Origin of the sequence: Kordia algicida OT-1 (assembly GCF_000154725.1) — a bacterium.
In the GTDB taxonomy this organism is placed as follows: Bacteria; Bacteroidota; Bacteroidia; order Flavobacteriales; family Flavobacteriaceae; genus Kordia; species Kordia algicida.
In genome coordinates, this window is the sequence record NZ_DS544873.1 from 3,414,716 (window position 1) to 3,440,039 (window position 25,324).

The 25,324-nt window shown below is 34.7% G+C and carries 17 protein-coding genes; 11 read left to right on the forward strand and 6 right to left on the reverse strand.

The window, feature by feature from the left end; translation table 11 throughout:
* Window positions 1–48 precede the first annotated feature (48 nt).
* From KAOT1_RS14695 to KAOT1_RS14720, 7 genes are all read left to right on the forward strand, one after another.
* Complete coding sequence (locus KAOT1_RS14695; RefSeq protein WP_007095641.1) at window positions 49–1,266, forward strand: lanthionine synthetase C family protein; 1,218 nt, start codon at window positions 49–51, stop codon at window positions 1,264–1,266.
* Window positions 1,267–1,271: 5 nt separating this feature from the next.
* Window positions 1,272–3,527: a lantibiotic dehydratase family protein gene (locus KAOT1_RS14700; RefSeq protein WP_162014344.1), complete on the forward strand. Its 2,256-nt coding sequence runs from the start codon at window positions 1,272–1,274 to the stop codon at window positions 3,525–3,527.
* Window positions 3,520–4,434 (forward strand): thiopeptide-type bacteriocin biosynthesis protein, encoded by a 915-nt coding sequence (locus KAOT1_RS14705; RefSeq protein ID WP_007095643.1) that lies wholly within the window; start codon window positions 3,520–3,522, stop codon window positions 4,432–4,434. Before KAOT1_RS14700 ends, KAOT1_RS14705 begins: the two co-directional genes overlap by 8 nt.
* A gap of 277 nt (window positions 4,435–4,711) precedes the next feature.
* Complete coding sequence (locus KAOT1_RS23015; RefSeq protein ID WP_007095644.1) at window positions 4,712–4,849, forward strand: hypothetical protein; 138 nt, start codon at window positions 4,712–4,714, stop codon at window positions 4,847–4,849.
* Window positions 4,850–5,008: 159 nt separating this feature from the next.
* Window positions 5,009–6,721, forward strand: coding sequence for a helix-turn-helix domain-containing protein (locus KAOT1_RS14710; RefSeq protein WP_040559591.1), 1,713 nt, complete (start codon window positions 5,009–5,011; stop codon window positions 6,719–6,721).
* Between the two features lie 89 nt (window positions 6,722–6,810).
* Entirely contained in the window at window positions 6,811–7,044 is a 234-nt protein-coding gene (locus KAOT1_RS14715) for a hypothetical protein (protein WP_007095646.1), read from the forward strand.
* A 166-nt stretch (window positions 7,045–7,210) separates the two neighbouring features.
* Complete coding sequence (locus KAOT1_RS14720) at window positions 7,211–7,486, forward strand: hypothetical protein (protein WP_007095647.1); 276 nt, start codon at window positions 7,211–7,213, stop codon at window positions 7,484–7,486.
* Window positions 7,487–7,574: 88 nt separating this feature from the next.
* Here the strand turns inward: KAOT1_RS14720 and KAOT1_RS14725 are convergent, their stop codons facing one another.
* Both KAOT1_RS14725 and KAOT1_RS14730 read right to left on the reverse strand, forming a co-directional pair.
* Window positions 7,575–8,933, reverse strand: coding sequence for an HlyD family secretion protein (locus KAOT1_RS14725; RefSeq protein WP_007095648.1), 1,359 nt, complete (start codon window positions 8,931–8,933; stop codon window positions 7,575–7,577).
* Window position 8,934: 1 nt separating this feature from the next.
* Window positions 8,935–11,142: a peptidase domain-containing ABC transporter gene (locus KAOT1_RS14730; protein WP_040559592.1), complete on the reverse strand. Its 2,208-nt coding sequence runs from the start codon at window positions 11,140–11,142 to the stop codon at window positions 8,935–8,937.
* A gap of 303 nt (window positions 11,143–11,445) precedes the next feature.
* Here KAOT1_RS14730 and KAOT1_RS14735 point away from each other — a divergent pair, with 303 nt between their 5' ends.
* A complete protein-coding gene (locus KAOT1_RS14735; protein WP_007095650.1) occupies window positions 11,446–12,732 on the forward strand; it encodes an AAA family ATPase in 1,287 nt (428 codons plus the stop codon).
* A 212-nt stretch (window positions 12,733–12,944) separates the two neighbouring features.
* On the opposite strand, the gene KAOT1_RS14740 is transcribed toward KAOT1_RS14735, so the two are convergent.
* The 4 genes from KAOT1_RS14740 to KAOT1_RS14755 all read right to left on the reverse strand — a co-directional run bounded on the left by KAOT1_RS14740 (window position 12,945) and on the right by KAOT1_RS14755 (window position 21,565).
* Entirely contained in the window at window positions 12,945–15,821 is a 2,877-nt protein-coding gene (locus KAOT1_RS14740; RefSeq protein ID WP_007095651.1) for an alpha-amylase family glycosyl hydrolase, read from the reverse strand.
* A gap of 139 nt (window positions 15,822–15,960) precedes the next feature.
* Window positions 15,961–17,022: a SusE domain-containing protein gene (locus tag KAOT1_RS14745; RefSeq protein WP_007095652.1), complete on the reverse strand. Its 1,062-nt coding sequence runs from the start codon at window positions 17,020–17,022 to the stop codon at window positions 15,961–15,963.
* 12 nt (window positions 17,023–17,034) lie between these two features.
* Window positions 17,035–18,615, reverse strand: coding sequence for a RagB/SusD family nutrient uptake outer membrane protein (locus KAOT1_RS14750; protein WP_007095653.1), 1,581 nt, complete (start codon window positions 18,613–18,615; stop codon window positions 17,035–17,037).
* Window positions 18,616–18,640: 25 nt separating this feature from the next.
* A complete protein-coding gene (locus tag KAOT1_RS14755) occupies window positions 18,641–21,565 on the reverse strand; it encodes a SusC/RagA family TonB-linked outer membrane protein (RefSeq protein ID WP_007095654.1) in 2,925 nt (974 codons plus the stop codon).
* A 303-nt stretch (window positions 21,566–21,868) separates the two neighbouring features.
* Between KAOT1_RS14755 and KAOT1_RS14760 the strand changes: the two genes are divergently transcribed.
* The 3 genes from KAOT1_RS14760 to pgmB all read left to right on the forward strand — a co-directional run bounded on the left by KAOT1_RS14760 (window position 21,869) and on the right by pgmB (window position 25,265).
* A complete protein-coding gene (locus KAOT1_RS14760; RefSeq protein WP_007095655.1) occupies window positions 21,869–22,909 on the forward strand; it encodes a LacI family DNA-binding transcriptional regulator in 1,041 nt (346 codons plus the stop codon).
* 201 nt (window positions 22,910–23,110) lie between these two features.
* Window positions 23,111–24,619 (forward strand): MFS transporter, encoded by a 1,509-nt coding sequence (locus tag KAOT1_RS14765; RefSeq protein ID WP_007095656.1) that lies wholly within the window; start codon window positions 23,111–23,113, stop codon window positions 24,617–24,619.
* Window positions 24,609–25,265: a beta-phosphoglucomutase gene (pgmB, locus tag KAOT1_RS14770; protein ID WP_007095657.1), complete on the forward strand. Its 657-nt coding sequence runs from the start codon at window positions 24,609–24,611 to the stop codon at window positions 25,263–25,265. The genes KAOT1_RS14765 and pgmB overlap by 11 nt, the downstream gene beginning before the upstream one ends.
* The last annotated feature ends 59 nt before the right edge of the window (window positions 25,266–25,324 follow it).

The window sequence follows — 25,324 nt, forward strand, 5'->3', positions numbered from 1 at the left end:
AAGCCTTTAATTTGAGGTAGACCAAAACTTGAATCATTTGAAAAAATTATGAATAAGGAGCTATTAGAAAAAAAGTTAAAAGAAATTGACCAAATCATCAAAGAGAAATACAAAGAAGAAACTCAAATAGGAGTGTTAGCAGGACTTTCTGGCATCGCTTTATTTGAGTTTTACTATTCTAAATATCTTGATATTGATGACCACGCCGATGTTGGTGTGGAAATGCTTACAGATTGTATCGATAAAATAAACGAAGGGTACAGTTATCCTACATTCTGTACAGGTATTGCAGGAGCTGGATGGGTTTTAGACCATCTAGAACAAGAAGAATTTATGGATGCTGATAATGACGATTTATTACCCGAATTAGATCAGTATATACATACATTTATGGTAACCGACATGAAAAATGGAAACTACGATTTTCTTCACGGAGCCATTGGATACGCTTTTTACTTTTTAAACCGGTATAGAAATACAAAATCTGACGAATTAAAAGAAAAATATATCACCATTCTTAAAGAATTTATGGACTTATTAAAAGATTTGTCTGAAGATGATGGTGACGGAAAAATAAAGTGGGAATCTGAGTTGAGCATTGAAACCAAAGAAAGAGGTTACAACCTTAGTCTTTCACACGGAATGTCAAGTATTGTTGGTATTTTAACCAAACTTCACGTGTATGACGATTTCAAAACACAAGCAGAACCTATGCTTAAAGGTGCCATTAAGTACATTTTAAGTCATAAAACCACAGAAGAAAACCCTTTCTCTATTTTTCCAAGTTGGATAACTGAAAATAAAGAAGATGAAAACGGACAAAGTCGCTTGGCTTGGTGTTATGGTGATCTTGGTGTTGCCATGCGTTTTTGGTTTGCTTCCAAAACACTGAATGATGCTGCATTAGGCGAAACTGCTTTAGAAGTATTAAAACATTCTGCCGCAAGGACTAAAGTAGATGACAGTCTCGTGCGCGATGCTGGAGTTTGTCACGGTTCGTACGGAAATGCGCAAATGTTCTACAGAATGTACAAAGAAACAGGAGATCAAGTATTTAAAGATGCATTTGAATTCTGGATTCAAGACGGAATTGATAGAGGTAACTTTGAAGATGGATATGCTGGCTACAAACAGTGGAAAGGTATGGACAAAAGCTGGGAACCTGAAGTATCACTTTTAGAAGGTGTAGCAGGAATTGGACTAAGTATTCTCGATTACCTAGCAGATTACGATACCAAATGGGATGAATGTTTAATGATAAGCTAAAACAGATGAGTAAAAATCCATACAAGAATTTTTCAAAATACATATTACGAACACCACTTTTCTCATTCACATCTTATCAAGAATTAACTTCCAAAAAAGAAATCTCTGATGAAGATTTCAAAACAGTTTGCGAAAATCCTGTTGTGAGAGAAGCACTATTTTTAGCATCACCTTCCCTATTTGAAGAAATGAATCGTTGGCTCGCTGGCGAAATGGACGATGCTAAAAAAGAAGAAAAACTACGTTACTCTATCTTAAAATATATCTCTAGAATGTCTTCCAGATGTACACCCTTTGGACTCTTTGCAGGATGTTCTGTAGGTGAATTTGGAGAAGAAACAGATATCAAACTCAAAGGTTCTGCTCAAAACAAGCGTCACACACGTTTGGATATGAACTATTTGGTAGCGCTTTCGCAAGATTTGGTAACTAATAAAAAAATTAGAGAACAACTCTTATTCTATCCAAACTCAAGTATATACAAAGCCGGACCGCAATTACGATATATTGAATACAAATACTTTAACAGTAGACGTCATCACCATATTGTAGCGGTTGATGATACTGAATATTTGGCCGTTGTTTTAGAAAAAGCTTCCAATGGAGCTTCCTTATCAGAATTGGCAAAACTTTTGGTGGATGATGAAATTACCATAGAAGAAGCTACCGAATTCATAGAAGAATTAGTGTCAAGTCAGTTGCTTATCAGCGAACTAGAACCTTCAGTTTCTGGTCCTGAATTCTTAGAACAAATCTGCAACGTGTTAGAACGCTTAGAAGGTGTTGAAGGAATTCTGGCAGCACTCAAAGAAGCAGACAACAAAATCAATAAGATTGACGAATCTATCGGAAACAACCCAAAAGTATACCTAGAACTCAGTGAATTTTTACAGCAACTAGAAACCGATTTCGAACTGAAATTCATGTTTCAAACCGATATGGTATTACAAAATACCAAAAACACACTTAGCTCAACAGTGGTAGACGACATCAAAAAAGGGTATGCATTGCTCAACAGAATCTCATTTCCGCAAAGTACCACAACCTTAACGAAATTTAGAGATGCGTTTCACGAACGTTTCGAAGAACGTGAAGTACCACTTTCGACAGCATTAGATGTTGAAATCGGAATTGGTTACAAGCAAGATCAAGGTGCAGGAGACGTAAATCCGTTGGTAGATAATATTGTCATTCCTGGCAGACAATCCAAACATCAAATGATGGAAGTGCGTTGGTCGCCTATCAATTCATTCTTTCAAGACAAGCTTATTGAAGCATTTAAAAATGATGATTACATCATTACGATCAATGAAGACGACTTTAAAGACTACGATCTCAACTGGAACGATCTTCCAGATACCATGTCATGTATGATTGAAATCTTAGAAGATAAAAACGGCGAACACAAAATCAAATTTAGCGGTGGTGGCGGATCGAGTGCTGCCAACTTATTAGGACGTTTTTGTCATGGAGATGAAGAACTATTCGCGTACACGCAAGAAATGGTAGACATGGAAGCGGAAATGAACAGCGAAAAAATATTAGCAGAAATTGTGCATCTTCCAGAATCGAGAGTAGGAAACATTCTCATGCGTCCAGATTTACGTAAATACGAAATTCCATACTTAGCAAAATCGATCAAACCGGAAGAAGATCAATTACCAATTGACGATTTAATGGTTTCTGTAAAAAATCACAGCAAAGTATTGTTGCGTTCTAAAAAGCACAACAAAGAAGTTGTACCACACTTAACCAATGCGCACAACTATTCACACAATTCCTTGCCAATTTATCATTTCTTAGCAGACATGCAAACGCAAGGAATACGAAGTGGCGTTGGTTTCGGATTAGGTCCTTTTGCAAATGACTATCCATTTTTACCTCGTGTAGAATTTAACAACTTAATCTTACACGATGCTACGTGGAACTTAAAGAAAAGTCACATTGAGCCATTATTAAAAGTTAAAAAAGACAATGATAAACTTACGGAAGCTATACAAACATTGCGCGATAGTCTAAAAATTCCGCAATACGTAATGCTTGCCGATGGAGATAATGAATTGCTTGTCAACTTTGAAAACCTTACTTCTGTACGTATGTTACTAAACACCGTAAGTAAGCGAGGTTCTTTCAAACTTACCGAGTTCTTATTTAGCGAACGCGGTGTTGTAAAAGAGGGAGATGAATATTACACAAACCAAGTAGTAATTTCATTTTATAACGAACAAAAATTAACTCAAAGCAAGCAAAGCAATGAATAACGAAATACAAAGAAATTTTATCTTAGGAGACAGTTGGCTGTATTATAAAATATATACAGGACCAAAAACCTGTGATGCTGTGCTAACGGAAATCATCAAACCTATTGCCGAACAGTTAATAGCACACGGAATAATTGACAAATGGTTTTTTATCCGATATGCCGATCCAAAACATCATGTTCGTGTACGTTTTCACTATACCAAACCTGAAAATGTTGGATTTATTATCAACGGATTGTATCCGAAGTTTAAAGAATTTATCGATCAAGATTTAATCTATAAAATCCAAATTGATACGTATCAACGCGAAATAGAACGTTACGGATCCAATACGATGGAATTGGCAGAAGCGATGTTTTACCATGATAGTAAAATGATTGTTGATTTTATTGACATGATTGAAGGCGATGAAGGCGAAGAACTACGTTGGTTGTTCTCTATCCGTGCAATGGATTCTCATTTAACAAGTTACGGCTACAACGACGATGAAAAGCTAGAACTTTTAGATCGTTTAAAAACTGGATTCGGAAATGAATTCGGGATGTCGCGTCCGCTAAAAAAGCAATTGGACGACAAATTTAGAGCCGAGCGTAAAAAAATTGAAGAATTCATGGTATTTACGGCGGAAGAAAATCCAGATTACGAACCAATTTTAGATGTTTTAGCACAAAAAGAAGAAGGCATCAAGGATATTGCGGCAGCAATCATTAAACACAAAGAAGATGAAACATTGATGATGCCAATTAACGACTTAATGGGAAGTTATTTGCACATGTTAATGAATCGTTTGTTCAAATCAAAAAACCGTATTCATGAAATGGTATGTTACGATTTCTTATATCGTTACTACAAATCGATGATTGCGCGTAAAAAGCACATGAATAAAAATAAAAACAAGAAGAAGTAATATTCTCGACTCGCTGTGCATTTGGATAAAATTCGTCAATTCGAGTGAATTTTACGATTGAAAATAAGTAAAATTAGTATCGAGAATAGAATTTTTGATATGAAACAAGTTCTCGATACGATTTTCCGTTCCTCAAAATCACTCGAACGGACGTTTATTAAATGTTTGAGTTCTAAATGCACAATAAATTATTCTTAACATATAATTATAAGAAAAGTAACAATAATGTATTCTTAATTTACGTTAAAATTGTGTATTAATTAAAATTTTAAAAATTATGAAAAAACAAAATTCAAAACTTCATTTAGCTAAAAAAGTAATTTCTACTTTAAAAACAAATGCTATTAAAGGAGGAACTAATACTCTTCCTACATACAAAACTGATCCTGCTGTAGAATCAACAGATAACTGTTAATAATAATAACATAAATCTACGAAAAGGTCTAGTAAATTACTAGACCTTTTTTATTTTCTATCCTTTACACGAAAGCAATTACCTTTCATCCTACTTATTTTTTTTCTCCACAGAAAACCGTTATACTTGTATATTCCCAATTACCTTAATATTTTAAGAATGTATCCTAAAAAATCTTCTTACCCAACATGCTATTACATAGTTGTTGTCATCCTTTTTTGCTGTTCGCTTTCGCTGAATGCACAAACCGATTCACTACAAGAAAAATCGTATGAGGAGTTGATAACACTTTTTGAGACTACTTTACGGAAAGATGCTATAAAAGCGAAAGTGTATGCTGAAAAATCATATCAATTAGCTAAGGAAGAAAATAATTTAGAAAAAAAAGCGCTGGCAAAATATAGCATTGCCCACGCCAACTATACTATTGCAGCATATACATTATCAATTGAAAACCTTAATGATGTTATTAAAATTGCTGAAGAACTCAACGACAATATATTATTATTTAGAAGTCATAATTTAAAGGGAAACAATCTATGTGATCTCAATAAAAATAGTGAGGGTTTTGAAGCCTATAAAGAAGCTAGGAAATATGCAAGGCTTACGAAAAATCCAATACATATATCTACGGTCAACATTAATATAGCGCTTATAAAAAAGGTGCATAAAGATTACCAAGAATCAATTAATATTTTACTAGAAAATTTAAAGCTTTTAGGAACATTAGATACTGAAAGCAGAGAAAAAACATACAATAAACGAATCATTTTATCACAGCTTGCAGATACATATCTTAGGATTAGTCAACCAAAAAAAGCTGACTATTATAACGATTTAGCTTTAGAAATATCTCCTAAAAAACAATTTCCAAATGCCTATTATTGGGCTTTATCAAATAAAAGTATTATTCACTATCAAAATAAAAATTATAAACAAAGTATTGATATTTGTAAACAAATAGAAACATATTATTTAAGTACAAATGAGCTTCCCAATTTAACAACGCCATATTTTTACATTGGAAAAAACTCTTATGAATTGAAAGAGTTTCATCAAGCTATAAAATATTTAGAAAAAGTAATTACTATTTCCGATGAATTCAAGTTAGATTTTTCAGAAGAAAAAGAAGTATATAAGTATTTACAATGGTCAAATTCAGAAATAGGAAATCATAAAAAAGCCACTGAATATTCTAAGAAATTCTATGAATTAGATAAGATAAACGACAGTCTTGATATTTCTCTAAACAACCGAATTCATAAAGAGCATGATATTATTCCTTTGCAAGAAGAAATTGACTCTTTAGATAAAAATACCAAATATTTATATATCATTTCGACTATTCTAATCATATTCCTTATTGGGTTCTTTATTTGGTTTAAGCAAAAGCAACAACGCAATAAAAAACGTTTTCAAGAATTATTAGTTACCATTGAAAAACTAGAACAACCGAAAGAGAAAATAATTCCTGAGGTTGTTGTGAAGGAAACTTCCAATACAGTCACTGATGAAAATGCACTGCAGATTTTAAAAGATTTGGAGAAATTTGAAGCAAAAGAATTGTACTTACGACAAGATTGTACACTGAGTTATGTTGCTAAGAAATTAAAAACAAATACAAGTTATTTATCAAACGTAATTAATACGTACAAAGAAAAATCATTTAAAACCTACCTTTCAGAATTACGAATCAATGCTGCCTTAATACAACTGAAAAATGATCCTAAATTACGTTCGTATACCATTAAAGCCATTGCAGAAGAATTCGGTTTTAAGCGTTCAGAAACCTTTTCAAGAGCCTTTAAAGCGCAAACAGACATGTACCCATCATATTACATAAAAAGCCTTCAAAATCAGAAAGATACATAAGTGACGTTTTATAAAATATCACTTATACTTTTTAAATAGTTGCCTTTTTTTTTAGACATTTAACTCGTTAAACTAAAACAAAGATTATTATGAAATCACTAAAACTGAAAAAAGTAAAAATTTCAAGAATAGGAAATCCCCATATCCTATTTGGAGGAGCATCAAACGATAATGGTTGCACAACTGCGCCACCACCGCCACCTCTTACATTAAATATAGAATGTATTAAGTCAATGCATAATGAATGTGATACAGTAACTAATACTACTGGTGGACAGAGAACAAGTGGTAGATTTAGTGGTGGTACAGACGACGGAGAGTAAAACAAAATCACCAATAATTTCAAAAAGTCTTTAGCAATCCACTAAAGACTTTTTTTGTTAATTAACAATTCCTTAAGCGTTATGTATGAGTTTGTTCTGTATATTTAAAGTTATTATTCCTCAAATTCCTAATGATGTATTTTTTATTAACTAAAAAAATTAAATCATGAAAAAACAAAAATTAGGATTAAACAAACTGAACTTAGCAAAGTCAAAAATTGCAGAATTAAATTCGCATAATGCAAAAGGTGGTTGGAATACAGCATCTACAAATCCAGATTGTCTTGCTACAGGTATTTATGATGGTTGTGAAGTAACAGGCAACTGCAATACTGCAAATCATTGTGGAAATACCAATAATGGTTGCCAAACCAACGGATGCTCTAATGGTTGCGGAAACACACAAACACGAGAAATTATTTCCTGCTACGAAGCATGTTAAAAATGAATCATATAAAATCCTTTCAGGCTAACTTCCTGAAAGGATTTTTATAATGAAAAAAAAGAATGTAAACATTGTTATATTATTACTATTTTCTACTAAAAACTTCTCGTAACTGATAGAAAATACGTTGCATTACGGTCAATTCTTCTACGACAATTTCTGCGGCACCTTCCATTTCTTGTTTAAAATCAATAGACTTTTCAAAAGAACTTTCTAATGATTTTACCTTTAAATATGCCACATACATTGGCGGTCCACCTTGCGGATTTAATTGTGGTACTCCAGAAATATTGATAATTTCTCCCGATAAACTTCCCCATTCTTGGTATGGATAACTATCTAATTTGATAATTACGCTTTGACCAACTTCAATTTTTCCTGAATTCTGCACAGGAAACGATACACGCCCAATAATGCCTTCTATTTCATCTGGAATTACAGTAAATAAGTCCTGTCCTACATTTACATTTTGGTACTTTGACCAAATGTCAAAAACAGTTACTTCTCCTTGTATAGGCGATTTTAGTACAAATTGCTGTTCCCATTGTAAAATTTGATTCTCTAAATCTTGTTTGGCTTGTTCTAAATTTTGATCTGTAGAAATTTCAGAACTTTTGTCACCAACTGAAGCCTGACGTAAGTTGTTTTGTAATGTTAATATAGAACTTTCATCGTTTTCAATACTCGCCAACAAACCTTCATACGCACGTTGCGCTCCTAAATATAAATTTTCTTGATCTTTAAATTCTCGTTCAGATACGCTCTGACGTGAAAACAATCGCTTAAACTTTTCATAACGCTTTTTTGAGTTTTCCAGCTCAGATTTGTAATAATCCAACTGATTTTTACTATTTCGTAACCTATTGCGAACTCTCCCCAATTGCAAACTTATATTCGCCGCCTGATTTTTATCTTCACTAAAGGTTGTGTAGTTTAAATATGTAAGATATTGTGCTCTAAACGCATTATAAACCGACTGTATTGGTCCTAATTTTAATTTTGTTGGAAATGTATAGTTTAAAGAATCAAAATCATTCTGATTAGGTTTAAAGTCTTTTAATTTTTTCTTCAACAATTGTACATCTTCAAAATTTGCTGTGTTTTCAATAACTGCCAACACTTGATCGGCTTCTACTTTTTGTCCAGCTTCTACAAAAATACTGGTTAATTTTCCAGAGGTTTTTGCCGTTAAATGCGCAGGCGGATTTTCAGAAGTAATCGTTACTCTTGCACGAATGATATCGTTGTAACTCAGTAAGGACGATCCGACCAAAAACAGAATAATAATGACAAATACAACCGAAATTCCCCATTGAATTACCCAATTCGGAGCTTGGCCAAGGATTTCCTTTACCTGATCGGAACGTTCGTCAAGATCATTAATCTTCTTGCGTCTTTCTTCCTTTTTTTCTTCTTCTTTTTTCTCGTCTTTCTTCTTTGCCATATTAGTTTCCTAGCTCTAATTGATTTTTTACTAACGTATAATATGATCCGCGTTTTGCGGTTAATTCTTCATGGTTTCCTAATTCGATAATTTTTCCTTTGTCAAGTACAATAATTTGGTCTGCATTTTTTACAGTACTCAAACGGTGCGCAACAACAACAACGGTTTTTCCTTTGTAGAATTCCTGTAGGTTTTCCATAATTACCTTTTCGTTATTCGCATCCAAAGCACTGGTTGCTTCGTCAAAGAAAATATACTTCGGATCTTTGTAAACCGAACGTGCAATGAGAATACGTTGTTTTTGTCCTCCAGAAACATTTACACCACTTGATCCAATTTTAGTATTATATCCTGATGGCAATTCTTCGATAAAATCTTCAATATTGGCAACTTTTACTGCGTGAATCAAACGTTGTTTGTCAATAATTCCTTCTGAATCAGATTCTGTAATATTTCTTGCAATCGTATCGCCGAATAAGAAACCATCTTGCATTACTGAACCGCAGGATTTACGCCAAGTTTTAGTACTAATGTCGCCCAATTTATGCGGACCAATGTGAATAGAACCTTCATTAAAGTCGTAGAATTTCAACAATAACTTAATCAATGTTGTTTTTCCACTTCCACTCGCTCCCACAATTGCGGTTACTTTTCCTTCTGGAATATCAACTGTAATATCATCTAAAATTAATGGCGAACTTTTTCCACCGTAACGGAAACTTGCATTGGTCAATTTGATGGTTTTATCTGCTGGTAATTCTTTAATATTATCTTCAAAACGATCTTCTTCATCATCTTTATTGTGAATTTCAGACAAACGTTCCAAACTAATTTTTGCATCTTGTCCAGATTGAATAAATGTGATAAAGTTGTTAATTGGCATGTTTAATTGTCCAATGATATACTGAACTGAAAGCATCATACCCAACGTAAATAATGGATCGTCAATAACGGAAGTCGCCGCAATGTAGGTAATGATAATATTTTTTAATTCGTTGATAAATCGTCCTCCTGTATTTTGTGTTTGCGAAAGCGCTAAACCTTTAATCGAAATTTTAAATAAACGCACTTGAATTGCTTCCCATTCCCAACGTCTTCTACGTTCAGAACCATTCAATTTTATTTCCTGCATTCCAGAAATCAACTGATACAAACTACTTTGATTGTCGGAAGATTGGTCAAATCGTTTGTAATCAAGTTCGGCTCTCTTTTTCATAAACAGCAACGTCCAACCAATATACAAAGCTGAACCAATAAAGAATATGGCGAAAATTTGCATGTTGTAATATGCTAATACGGCTCCAAAAATAATCATGTTAAACGCCGAGAAAAGTGTATTTAATGTAGTTGACGATAGAAAACTCTGAATCCTATTGTGATCGTAAATACGCTGAATGATATCTCCTGTATTTTTCGAATCAAAAAATGCAATTGGCAAACGCATCAGCTTGATTAAGAAATCTGAGATCAAATTAATATTAATCCGGCTCGTCATGTGGAGTAAAATCCAACCTCGAATCAGTTCGACAGTAGTTTGCGATATAAACAGTGTTAATTGCGCAATTAATATCAGGAATACAAAGTTTTTGTTCTGATAATTAATACCATAATCCACTACAGATTGGGTTAAAAACGGAAATATCAATTGCAACAAACTCCCTACAATAAGTCCCAACACCAACTGCATGATGTATTTTTTGTAAGGCTTAAAATACCAGAATAGAAACTTAAATCCGTATTCTTTCTTTTCTTCCTTCTCCATTTCGTAAAACTCTGGAGTTGGCTCTAAAAGCAGTAAATATCCTTCCGCAGTATCTGGATCAGCAGTATTTCCTATCCAACCTTTTAAGAAGTCTTCTTTAGAATATTTTACCAATCCATGCGCAGGATCGGCAACATACACTTTATTTCTTTTTATTTTATATACGACCACAAAGTGACGCTGTCTCCAATGCGCAATACACGGATACGGAACTTCGTCAACTAAGGTTTTATAATCGACACTTACTGCCAATGTATGCAAGCCAATTTCTTCAGCAGCTTCAGCAATTCCTCCTAAGGAAACACCTTCTCGGGTAATGTTTGCTTTTCTTCGTAGAAAATCAATTGTATATGCGCGTCCAAAATGTTTTGCTACCATACGCAAACATGTAGGTCCACAATCCATTTGGTCTAACTGCCTGTAAAAAGGAAATTCTCTCTTTATCATTAACTTTCTTTATCGTGTAATTTATACTTAATCGATGTTGTAAAAAGACGCACTAAACAGCTGATCTTTTTATGTTTGAAGAATCATTTAAGCAACTAATTATTGTTTTTAACAGTTCATGCGGTATTTACGATGATTCTTCTAAAATTCATGTTTTTTCAATAAAAAAATTATCATTTATGAGAAAAACACGTACAAATATATACTTTTATTTCATCTAGCCAAAACAAAAAACATCTTTTTGTACGATATTTTCGTATAAAATGATATATTTGTAATGCAGAACCTAAAAAAATTACCTAAATGCTCGTAAAATTCACAGTAGAAAACTATTTATCTTTTAAAAATAGAACCTCTATTGATTTGACAGCTACTTCACTTACCGAATTGCGAAGTACCAATCTTTATGATGCGCCATTGAAAAATTTGACGCTTTTAAAAAGTATGATTGTTTACGGAGCAAATTCTAACGGTAAGAGTAATTTATTTAAGGCCATCAACTTTGCGCGAAAGTTTATCATTAATTCTTCTAAAAACTCGCAAGCAGATGAAGCTATAGAAGTGCAACCTTTCTGCTTGTCTGTTGAAACCATTGAAAATCCTAGTTTTTTTGAGTTTATATTTATTCATGAAAGTGTAAAATACCGATACGGTTTTGAAGTAGATGAAGAACAAATTCACAAAGAATGGTTGTACATGACCACAAAGAATAAAGAACAACTTTTGTTTGAACGAGCGCTGCAAGATATCAGCATTACTAAAAAATATGATGCTGCAAGCACAAATCTGACTTCAATTACACGAAAAAATGCGTTGTTTTTATCGGTTTGTGCACAATTCAATATTCCTGTGGCGATGTCTATTTTAAAAGCATTGAACAATGTGCAATATATTTCTGGAATGCAAGATCGGTTTACAATCAATTTTACGATTGACATGATGGACGATCCTGAAAAGAAAAAATATATTGATAATTTTATTGCTGGTGCCGATTTAGGATTTACCGAAACGAAAGTAGAACGTTTTAAACTTACAGAAGAAATTTTGGAGAAAGGAAACGTTCCGAAGGAAATTAGAAAAATGATTTTAGAATCGGATGAGGAAAATGTTGTGGTAAGTACAAAACATCCTATTTATGATGAAAACAACGAAGAAATAGACACTATTTACTTTAATTTATTTGTGAATGAATCGTTAGGTACGGGAAAATACGTGGCGCTTTCGGGTCCAATTATAGATACATTATTACACGGAAAAACACTGATTATTGATGAGTTTGACGCACAATTACATCCACATTTAAGTAAATCTATTGTAGAGTTGTTCAACTCTAAAGAGAACAATCCGCATGGTGCGCAATTGATTTTTGCTTCGCACAATTCTTCATTAATCAATTCAAAACGAAAACTTTTTAGACGCGATCAAATTATTATTGCTGAAAAAGATCAGTACGGCGTTACTTCACTAGAATCGTTGTACGACAAAAAAATCCGCAAAGATGCTTCTTTCGAAAAAGACTATCTCGAAGGAAAGTATGATGGAATTCCTGATTTGAAAATTGATGATAATTTTCGTTTGTTTGATGCGTAAACTTTTCGCTTTCGCGAGAACATTCAAAACACGATTTACATTGCTATATACACTTTTATTCTACCAGTAAAAGCAACTATAACAACAAAAAGGTCGCTATTACTAGCGACCTTTTTTAAAAACATTTTCTTCTTATTTTATTGATAATACACAAGCTACGAACAAGTTTAGTCAAATAATAATATAGCCGATTCATTCATTAGAAAAAAATGTTATTCTATCAACAAGCGTTTGGTTGCTGTTCCTTTGTTAGAAACTATTTTTACCAAGTATAAAGCGTTTGTTAATTCTGAAACATCAAATGTATGTCCGGCAGCAAAACTACCTTCAAATGTTTTGATTTGCTTTCCAGTAATATCGTAAATCTGAACTTCTTGTACGTTTTTGTCTAGTTTAAAACTGTCGGAAGCAGGATTTGGATATAATGAAATTGTGCTTGTTGTATTTTGAAATTCTTCTGTACTTAAAATTGATTGCTGATTTCCAAAGATTCTAAATTGTCCCGCAGGAATTGCAATTGGATCTGCCGTATTGGTTACTAAGATGCTAGTTGCGCCTGTTTCGTCCATTAAGTCGTACCAAACACCATTATATGGAAAGTCTGGAACAATTGTTAAATCTGCTACAGAGAAATTACACAAAATCACTACATTCTTTAAATCTGTTGCAGGAATATTGTCATCCCAAATATAAATACGTTGTCGAATGTCATTAATATAAGGACTTATAGAATAGTTTCCTTCAAATACAGGTTCTGCAACTTTTAGGTTGATGATACGCGCCCAATCGTTATAGATTTTTGCTCGGTTTGCATCTGCCAACCAGTTATCTGTCCATTGTGGTTGTGGTTTGGTATCTAATTTACAATCGCCAGGCGCTGGATCGCTTGGTGTATTTACTGTTCCGTTGTTGCAAGTAAAGATAGAGTTCTCCATTCCTAAAGCACCAAAATGCCAAATCATTTTTGGACCTGGAATTGTCAATGACGCTGCGCCTAGCGCAGACATTCTTGATAATGCCGTGTTTAAATCTTGTACGTTGTGAGACGATAATGCGGTGTTTCCAAATTGTAGGTTTCTGTACATTAATCGTTCTTCATCATGACTTTCTGCATAACCGATGAGTCTAGGTCCGTTAAAACCTCTACTGTTGTGTCCCATACGAGAAATATCTGCATTTGATGCATAACCCATTGTTAATTGGTTGTACTGATCGGTCATTTTTCCCCACATCATTATTCCTTTACCTTCACCTAAACGATAATCTGCCCATTCTTTTTCTTCGTTGTCTTGTCCTAAATGTTCAAAGATCACATAATGTGTATCATCCAAACTCCAAGAATAGTCAGCGTATTGTTTTAAAATAGCCACACGATCGTTTCGGTAACCGTTGGTACAACCTTCGTCGCTGGCAGTACATTCTTGTGTGAATCCTTTGGTTAAATCCCAACGGAAACCATCAATTTTATATTCTTCAATCCAATGTTTTACCACGCGTTCTGTGTAATATTGCGTTCTTGATTGTTGGTGATTAAAGTCAGAACCAACACTGTAACTGTGTGTTGCTACTTGATTGAAGTATGGATTTTCTGAGCTTGGTTCTCCCCAACCATCATTGTCAGGATCGTTCATCCACATACGCACCATTGGGTTTCTTCCGAAAGCATGATTTAAAGCTACATCTAAGATTACGGCAATTCCGTTTTGATGACATAAGTCTACGAATTCTTTGAATTTGTCTGCCGTTCCGTAGTATTTGTCTAAAGCTAAATGGAAAGACGTGTTGTATCCCCAACTTTCATTGCCTTCAAATTCCATGATTGGCATTAACTGAATGGCATTTATGTTTAAGTTTTTGAAGTAATCGATACGATCAATTAAGTTTTGATAATTTCTATCGGCATCAAAATCACGAATTAATACTTCGTATACGATTAGGTCTTCTTTCTTTGGTTTTGTAAAGTTTTGTACTTGCCAATTGTAAGGTGTTTGTCCTGTTTGTAATACCGTTACTTCACGTTCTTGTCCCGCAGGATAAGTTGGAAGGTTTGGATATGTTGATGCAGGAATAAAAGGATCGTCAAAAGGCGATAATACTAATGTAGAATATGGATCTGCTGTTTTTACTAACGATGGTGAATTCGCTATTGGCGTTTCGTCAATTACCCAATATTGATAGGTGTAGTTTTGTCCTGGCGTTAATCCACTGATTTCCAACCAGAATTTTCCTGTAGTTCCATCTTTTTTCATTGCGTAGCTTCCGTCAGGTTGCCAGTTGTTAAAACTTCCTGCAATGTATACAAAGTCTTTGTTTGGCGCATCTAACACCAACGTTGCTTTTGATGTGTCGGCGTTGTAGTTAATTCCGTCTTCTAAGCCTGCTGGTAATGATTCTGTAACCGTTCCAGGGTTGATGATAACATTAAAGTTTTTGGTAATTGTTGTTCCGCTAAGTGTAACTTCTAATGCGTAGTTTTTATTTTCAGTGATGTTTGTATCTGTGTATGAATATGAAGTACCACTGTTTGAATTGATGGTTGCTCCGTTTGCTTTTAGTACATACGTTGCACTTCCACCTGTGTTGTTTGCTGTGATAGTAAGGTTTGAACCTGAGGCTAAAATGGTTGTACTTCCATCATCTGGCGTTACTAATGTTGATTGAAACGCTCCTACATCAAAGAAGAAATCGTTACAACCTGTTGCTTTTAGCTCTTGTCCTCCGTTTTCATTACGAAAAACCATTCCCATTTTTGTAATGGTGGCAGCTTGAGCGCTAGTTAATCCGTAGTATGTTTCTGGAACAAGAGTAATTTGCCATAATCCGCCGCCCATATCGGTCATTTCTCCTACACCATCATCTTGTCCCCAATTTCCAACAACATACGTCCAAGGATTGGCGTCTGTTCCAACTCCAGAATGCAAGTATACTTTATTTGGATTGTTGATTCCGTCGCAGTCTGTTGCCGAACTATTAATATCTACTGTAATCGTTATTGATTGGTTTACCTCAAAAGGTGATGGCGTAATGGTTACTTGACCAAACGCAATACTTGCAAACAATAAACATAATATGTGTAATTTTTTTTTCATCTGTTTCTTTTTTTTCAGATGGAATATGTTGCGTGATTTTGCTACACAACCTATTTCATAGCTATTATTTAAATGCTTTCTTGTATAAGATAAAAAAGGCTGTAACTAATTGTTACAGCCTTTTTGATTGATCGTTGAATTAATTAAGTGTCAATGTATATGTATATTCTCTTGGATTGCTTAGGTCTAAGACTACTGTGTAGTTTCCTGCTGCTGGAACGGCAATATTGTCTCCTCCTGGATTCAATTTTCCATCAGCTCCTGTATCTCCGTAGTTCCAATCCCAACCGTCGTTTGCTCTGAATTTGATTTCGTCTGCAGTTAAATCAATTGTAATAGAGAATGTTTGCGTTGCTGGATCATACGTCATATCGTTATCACTGTCCCAACCTGTTGGTGTTCCTGATCCGATAAGTCCCCAGTTTGAATACTGAGTTGCACTGTATGTTAGGTTTTCAGTATCTACTTGTAATAAGTAGTATCCTGGCGTTGCTGGTACGTTAGATTCTCCGTCATCTGTTAATATTCCTGAGAAGCTTCCATCATCTCCCCAATCTAAGTTACCCCAAGCAAAGTTTCCTGCGTCATCTGGAGCAACAAATTTGTATTCTGTTTCTAACCAAACATATCCTTCATAATCAGAAGCTCCAAAATCAGAAGCTGCCAATCTTGGTGCTGTTCCTGGATCCCATCCTTGGTGATTTCCTGGAACCGCAATTTTTGGTAATGAAGTTGTGTATGGAGTTACGCTAATTGTAAGTACTTCCGAAACTTGTTGTTGAGCATCTTGTGTTCCGATAGAAGAAACAATACGAACGTCTACATCTCCAGCTATAAATGGACTTAATCCTAATCCTATTGCCGCATCATTTAATTGCGTGTGTGTCCAAGAAAGAAATCTTTCATTTGTAGAACCCGCATTAACTGGTGCTGCAAATTCTGTTCCGCCTAGAGCAATTTCTACATCGTATGTTACAGCTGTTTGTGTATCATAATCTGCATCATCCCACACAAGTGTAGTTGCTACATCTTGAGCATTATCAGCATTTAAGATTAAAGCCGTTCCTGATGCAGGAGTTCGTAATTCTGGTCCACCTTGAGGAGAAGCAATGATTAGGTTGTCATCATCGCTACACGCGTTGAATCCAACAAAGGCTACGATTGCTAAAAAGCCTGCTGATATTTTATTTAATTTTTTCATTTGTGAATTTTTTTAATAACCTGGGTTTTGAGTTAAGTTAGGGTTTGCAGTAATATCTGTAGATGGAATTGGGAATAAATCTCTGAATGATTCTGTTGTTGTTCCATTTTCAACATTTCCTTTCCATGGCCATATACCTTGATCTGAGAATTGCCCGAAGCGAATTAAATCTGTTCTTCTGTGTGCTTCCCAGTGGAGTTCTCTTGAACGTTCTGATAATAAGAATTCATCTGTAATTTCAGAGAATCCACCAATTGGGTTTGCATTAGAACGTTGTCTTACTAAGTTTACGTATTGTACGGCCAATCCTTGATCGCCTGTTCCGCTTCTTTTTACAGCTTCTGCATACATTAAGTACGCGTCTGCTAAACGGAATACTGGGAAATCTGTATCGATAAAGTCTCCTGAAGCATCAGATCCTGGTACTCCTTCACTTGTTACATTTTTGTATTTTTCAACAGCATATCCATCATTAAAGTTGAATACATCTGCAATTTCTAATTCTTGTCCATCTGTAAAGAAGTTTGCTCTGTCATCAACAGATGAAGCTCCATTAGGAAATTGATTTACCAATGCTTTGGTTGTTCTGATTCCGCCCCAACCTCCGTTGATACCGAATTCTGCTGCACTCATGTTTCCTCCAACTGGTGCATGAACTAAGAATGTCATTGCTCCGAATCCTTGAGTATTTAATCCATCAGAGTTGAAAGAGAAAATCATTTCGTTTTGCGCTCCGTTGGTGTCATTGTCTGCTAAGAACAATTCGTCGTAGTCATCATGAAGCATGTAACCTGCACTAATAATGTTTTCTAAGTACGGAATTGCTTGTGCACTTTGATCTGTTCCTGTATACACTTCTGCATTTAAGTGTAGTTTTGCCAATAACATCCAAACGGCTGCTTTGTCTGCGCGTCCGTAAACGTTTTGGCGTGCATCGATCATTATTGGCTCAATTTCGTTTAATTCAGCTACAATAAAGTCAAATACTTCTTGTCTGCTTCCTTGTACTGGTAAGAATGCTCCAATAGGATCTTCTTCAGTTACAAAAGGAACATTTCCGAACATATCGATTGCGTGCCAGTAGCTTAACGCTCTTAAGAAACGAACCTCAGCTTTATAAGCTGCTGGTAAGAATTCTGATTCTGGTACATCTGCAGTTGCTCTTAAAAATTCATTTGAGATTGAAATCTGAAAATAAATTCTGTTATACATTGCTGTGATAAATTCATTGGCTGGCGTCCATACTTGCCAGTTAAGGTCATGAATTGTTCCGTCATTCCAAGCAATTAATGCTTCATCTGTAGTTAATTGTTGGTGTTTCCAATATTGTCTTAAGTAGTTTGAAAACCCTTCGTCAATTCCTGTAATATCAGGATTACCTGCTGGACCTTGTTGTCCACTCACTACAAAACCTGCATATATTCTTGCAAGGAATTGTTCGTATGCTGCAGGATCGTCAAATACATCTGCTGCTGACTGTTCTACTATTGGTTCTAAGTCTAGTTCGCTTTCACAAGACGTGAATCCTATGCTTGCCACTAGCAATAGCAGTACAATACCTATACGATTTGATTGTTTTCTCATTGTTTTCATCATTGTGTGTATTTGGTATTACTTATTATAAGTTCAAATTGATTCCCATTAATATGTTTCTTGATCTTGGATAGAAGTTGTTGTCAATTCCTCCATTGATTTCAGGATCTAATCCATCGTAATCAGTAATTACAAATAGGTTTTGTCCTGTTGCATACACTCTCATGCGTACGTCTTTAAAGACGTTATCAAGACTGTAACCTATTGTTAGGTTGTCTAATTTTAAGAAAGAAGCATCTTGCACGTAGTAATCAGAGAATAGTTGCTGATTTTGGAATCCTGTATCAAGAATTGATGAGTTTACATTATTGATAGAGTTTGCACCGAATAATGATTGTACATTTCCTGTGTTAGACGCTACATTATTATATGCAAAGTTACCTAAACTTGCTCTCATTGTAAAACTAAAGTCAAAATTACCGTATTGCATGTTAGAATTGAAACCTAATACGGCATCTGGATTTGGGCTTTTATATCTGTATCTGTCATCTGTATCAACTACTCCATCACCGTTAATATCTACATACGCTCCTTCAATTGGCGCACCATTTGCATCATATATTTGTTTATATACAAAGAAAGAGTTTGCTTCATACCCAACAGAGTTGATTTGAATTGTGTTACCTACTCCACCTGCAATTCCTCCTGTTGGAGATCCTGGTGATGTTGGATCGTCTGTTAAGAATAGTTTTGTGATTTCGTTGTCAAAGAATGAAACATTGAAGTTGGTATTCCATGAGAAGTTTTCATTTTCAACGATGGCAGCATTCAAGTTGATTTCCAGACCTCTATTTTCTAAGTTACCAACATTTGTAAACAAAGCGTTTGATAAGTTTGTTCCTGCTGGTACTGGAATAAAGTTGATTAAGTCTTCTACTTTACGCTCATATACTTCTACCGAACCTGTTAAACGATCGTTGAAAAACCCAAAGTCTAAACCAAGGTTGATTGTTTTTGAACGTTCCCAACGTAAGTTTTCATCATATTCTTCTGGACGAATTGTTGTTACAAATCGTGGTGATCCATCTGAGTTATACCCAAATTGGTATTGTACTTGTCCATCTCCTGTTGTGTAACGTGGAATGTATCCGTAGTCTTGACCAAATTCTTGCTGTCCAGTTTCTCCGTATCCAGCTCTAAGTTTTAATTGAGAGAATACTTTTGAATCTTTCATGAAGTTTTCATCGATAATGTTCCATCCAACAGAAACTCCTCCAAAGAAGTCAGAACGATCATCTGGATTTAAACGAGATGAACTATCATTTCTAAGATTTAAAGTCACTAAGTATTTGTTATCGTATGCAAAGTTCAGTCTACCAAAATATGATTCTAAAGCATTTTCTGTTTTAAAAACGTTGCCTGTAACTTGTCCAACTCCAGGTGTATTTAGAAATCGGTTTGATCTGTAGAAACTTTGGAACGAGTGACCAACAGTTAAGTCGATCGTACTTTTAATGCTTTCAATATCTTTCTTATAGTTTGCATATAAGTCTAATAGTCTACTTCTGTTTAATGTACTATTTGTTCCAATTAAACCATCTGTATTAGAGTTTGAAGCAGCAGTTGCAGGAATGACTAAGTTTCCGTCTACTTCAAAATAATCATAACCACCTTTTGCTGTTAATTTCAAATCTCTAAAGAATGGTAATGTATAGTCAATTTTTAAACTTCCTGTACTTCTTTTTGTATCTGCTGTATTGCTATATAATTCTAGCAAAGCAACTGGGTTACGAACAGCAATTGTGTTGATAGAACCGTCGTTGTTCACATTTTCCGTATATCCGCCAAAAGGACTATTCGGGTCAAATACAGATTGCGTAGGATCAAAAGAAACGGCTGCTCCAATGGCACCTTGATTTCCAAAAGTATCATCTATCAATGCACCTAATACATTTGCTTCAATTCTTAAATCGTCGTCTAATAATCGTTGAATAAATTTAACAGAACCTGTCCAACGATTAACTTTAGAGTTTCTCAATGTTCCTTCTTGGCTTACATATCCAATAGAAGCTCTGAAGTTCGAATTGTCAAAACCTCCAGAAACAGTTACGTTTGTATCTGTTGTTAAAGAACCTCTATAAATTTGATCTTGCCAATCAGTACTTGAATTCCCTAAATCACTTATTTGATTTGCGTTTCCGTTTGCCAATACCAAGTCTCTAAACTGTGTTGATGATAATACATCTACTTCATTTACATTATTTCCAACTGAAGTGTAATGGTTTACGTTAAAGTTTAACTGACCAGATTTTCCTGTCTTAGTCGTAATTAAAATAACACCACCTGTTGCTCTCGATCCGTAGATAGAAGCTGCAGAGGCATCTTTTAATACTGTGAATGACTCAATATCATTGGCGTTGATGTAATTTAATCCACTATTTCCTTGATCTAACGGAACTCCATCAACTACAATTAAAGGAGCAGAACTCGCAGATAACGAAGAAACTCCACCTCTAATTTTGATAGCAGAACCAGAACCTGGTGCTCCACTTGGTGGTGTTACTTGTACTCCGGCAGTTTTACCAGCAATTAATTGTTCAGGAGAAACGATTGCTCCACCATTAAAGTCTTCTGACGTTACCGATTCAACAGCTCCAGTTACATCTTTCTTTACAGCAGAACCATATCCTACTACGACAACCTCATCAAGTGTAGAGGCATCTTCTTCTAGTGCTACATTTACAGTAGCTTGTCCTGTATACGGAATTTCCTGAGTTTTGTAGCCCACATACGTGAATACGATGGTTTGACCATTCGTAGCAGTTATTTGATACTTACCATCAAAATCGGTTGTGGTTCCAGTAGATGTACCTTTAAGAACTACATTTACTCCTAATAATGGAGTGCCTGTAGATTGCTCAGTAACAACACCTGTCACTTTTGTTTGGGCAAGCATTCCGATGGGAATTAAAAAAGCCAAAAACAAAATAAATTTTTGCATTTTCTTCATTTGTTTAGTTTTTATTTTCAAAATTGTCGTAAAATAATCACGTATTTTTTCCAATTATTTCTGAATTTTTTTTGACAAAATCCGTGTTATTTTTGATTAAATACTCTTATATTTTCACCTCTCGATGTTAAAACTATGTAAAATTTAAGTAAATCAAAATCTAGGCATAACTTTTGGTACTACGCAAACGTTTTCGTGTTGAAAACTTTTGTAAACATTAGGTTTTATCCAATTAAAACAGTGTATTTTTAACAAAAAAATAAAAATTCGTAGCTTTAATTATTGATCTTATAATAAACCCTTATGAAGCGAAAAGTAACTCTCAAACAAATAGCCAAAGAATTAGACGTTTCAGTATCAACTGTTTCGAAAGCTTTAAGGAATAGTAAAGAAATAAGTTTAGACACCAGAAGCAAAGTGCAAGCGTTTGCAAAACTTTATAATTACCGCCCAAATAATATTGCCTTAAGTTTAAAAAATAAGCGAACCAAAACCATTGGTGTCATTATTCCTGAAATTGTGCATCACTTTTTCTCCAAAGTGATTAGCGGCATTGAAAAAGAAGCCAACAATAGAGGTTATAATGTTATTATTGGATTGTCGAATGAATCGTTTGATAAAGAAGTAATTAACATTGAAATGCTTGCCAACGGTAGTATTGACGGATTTATCTTGTCAGTTGCTAAAGAAACGTTACTCTTACAAGATTACCATCATTTTTATGAAACCATCAATCAAGGAATGCCAATTGTAATGTTTGATAGAGTTGTGAACGAAATTGCCTGTGATAAGGTTGTGGTTGATGATAAACTAGGCTCTAAAAAAGCAGTTGCCAAATTGATTGATAGTGGATGCGAAAACATTGCGCTCATCACAACTAAAGATTATGTAAACGTCGGAAAGCTCAGAACACAAGGCTATCTAGAAGCATTGGAAGAACATAAAATTACGCCAAAATCTTCACTCATTATCAAAGTAGAAGAAAACAAAGACAAGGAAATTGAGATTGAAACCTTAGAAAAAGAAATTTCTGCCTTGCTTGACAAAGAAAAATCGATTGACGGAATATTTGCCGTAAACGAGCTCTACGCAATTACTGCGATGAAAATTGCCATTAATAAAGGATATAAAATTCCAGAAAACATGTCTATTGTTGCTTTTACAGATGGCGTTTTATCAAAACATGCCATTCCTTCATTAAGCACAATAAGTCAGCATGCAGTGGAAATGGGCGAGAAATCGGCAACGATGTTAATTGACAAATTAGAAGAACTAGTTGATGAAGAAAAATATCAAACAGAAGTCATAAATACCACATTAATAGAGCGTGACACTACACGATAACATAGTGATTTTCAGGCGTGAAACTGTTAAAATTTCAAGAAAATCTCTATGAGATTTATAATTTTATGATGGCTGTTTCAAAAAAACACCTATATTTACAGCATAAAAATCAAGACTTATATTTTTACCTCTCACCCAAAAAGTAAGTTTTGATAAGTCTTAGCGCTTATCGTATAGAGTACTAACTAATACATTACGATAATGGAAAAGCGTAAGTTAAGTTTCTGGGAAATATGGAACATGAGTTTCGGTTTCTTAGGAATACAATTCGGGTTTGCACTTCAAAATGCCAATACCTCAAGAATATTTGAAACCTTAGGAGCACAAGTAGACGATTTAGCTGTCTATTGGTTAGCTGCACCCGTAACTGGTCTAGTTATACAACCTATCATAGGATATTTCAGCGACCGTACTTGGCACCCTAAATTAGGACGAAGACGTCCCTATTTTCTTGTAGGAGCAATATTAGCATCTATTGCTTTGTGCTTAATGCCAAACTCTCCTCTTTTATGGATGGCAATAGGTGTTCTATGGATTATGGATGCATCTATTAATGTTTCAATGGAGCCTTTCAGAGCTTTTGTTGGAGACAATTTACCCGAAAAACAACGTACGCTAGGTTTTGCCATGCAGAGCTTTTTTATTGGTATTGGTGGATTTGTAGGCTCATCATTACCATATGTATTTTCTAATTGGCTAAACATAAGTAGTGAAGCACCAGATGGTGTCATTCCTGACACTGTAAAATATTCTTTTTACTTTGGAGCAGCAGCTTTTTTATTAGCTGTTTTATGGACAGTGCTACGTTCTAAAGAATATTCACCAGAAGAATTTGAAGCTTTCGAAGAACAAGAAAAAGCAACAAATGAGGAAAATCAACAAGAAGTTACACGAAAAAAGCAATCGAGTGTAGGTATTGGAATGATGATCGCAGGTCTTTTAGGTACAATGGGAATTGTATTCTATGAGCTCAAAAAAGATTTATACATTCTAACAGTTGGAATTGCCATTGTTGGTTTGCTATTTTTATTAGCATCTTATTTGAGAAGTAAAAAAGCAGACAACGGATTTGTACACATTATGACAGATTTGTTGAGAATGCCCGAAACAATGAAACAATTAGCTTTTGTTCAGTTTTTCTCATGGTTTGCAATGTTTTCTATGTGGATTTATGCAACTTCAGGTGTTACCAGTCACATTTATAAAACAGTTGAAACAACTTCAAAACTATACAATGAAGGCGCCGATTGGGTTGGTTTCCTCATGGGAATCAAGTTTTTAGTAGCCGCCATTGTTGCATTCTTACTTCCCGTATTAGCAAAATACACCAATAGAAAAGTAACACATCTTATTTGTCTTACATTGGGAGGATTAGGATTGATCTCTTACTTCTTCATCACAGATCCAGATTATTTATTAATATCTATGATTGGTGTAGGAATTGCATGGGCTAGTATCTTATCAATTCCATATGCAATGCTTACAGGTTCATTACCAGCTTCTAAAATGGGTTATTACATGGGAGTTTTCAACTTCTTTATTGTAATTCCGCAAATCGTTGCGGCTTCTATTTTAGGATTTATCCTTACTACATTTTTTAACAAAGAACCAATTTATGCATTAGTTGTTGGTGGAGTATCAATGATTATTGCAGGAATATTAACGCTTAGAGTAAAAGACGAAGCAACAACAGCAATCAATGAACAATAAAGGATTTATATTCGATTTAGATGGTGTCATTGTCGATACCGCAAAATACCATTACCTAGCTTGGAAAACGCTTGCCAATGAACTAGGTTTCGACATCACGCTAGCACAAAACGAACAACTCAAAGGAGTTAGCAGAGTACGTTCACTAGAAATTATTTTAGACTGGGGAAATAAAACACTCTCCGAAGACGAGTTCAACAAATACATGGCAGAGAAAAACGATAATTACTTATCGCATATTGCACAAATGGACGCTGGAGAAATTCTTCCAGACGTTCCAAAAATACTCAACTATTTACAAGAAACACAGCAAGGAATCGCCTTAGGATCCGCAAGCAAAAACGCACGCAAAATTCTACAAAAAGTAGACTTATTCGATGTTTTTCAAGCTATTGTAGACGGAAACGACGTAAGCAAAGCTAAACCCGATCCAGAAGTATTCCTAATTGCCGCTCAAAAACTAAACAAAAAACCAACAGATTGTATTGTATTTGAAGACTCTGTTGCAGGCGTTACCGCAGCAAACAGCGCAGAAATGATCTCTATCGGAATAGGTTCAAAAGAAACACTAGGTCATGCCGATTATGTCTTCAAAGATTTTACCGAAATACAAACGAGTTTTATAAACGAATTAATAAAAATATGATGGTATTTAGGGATGTGGAATTAGGAAATAGGGATTTGTGTTAAAAAATCCAAAACCTA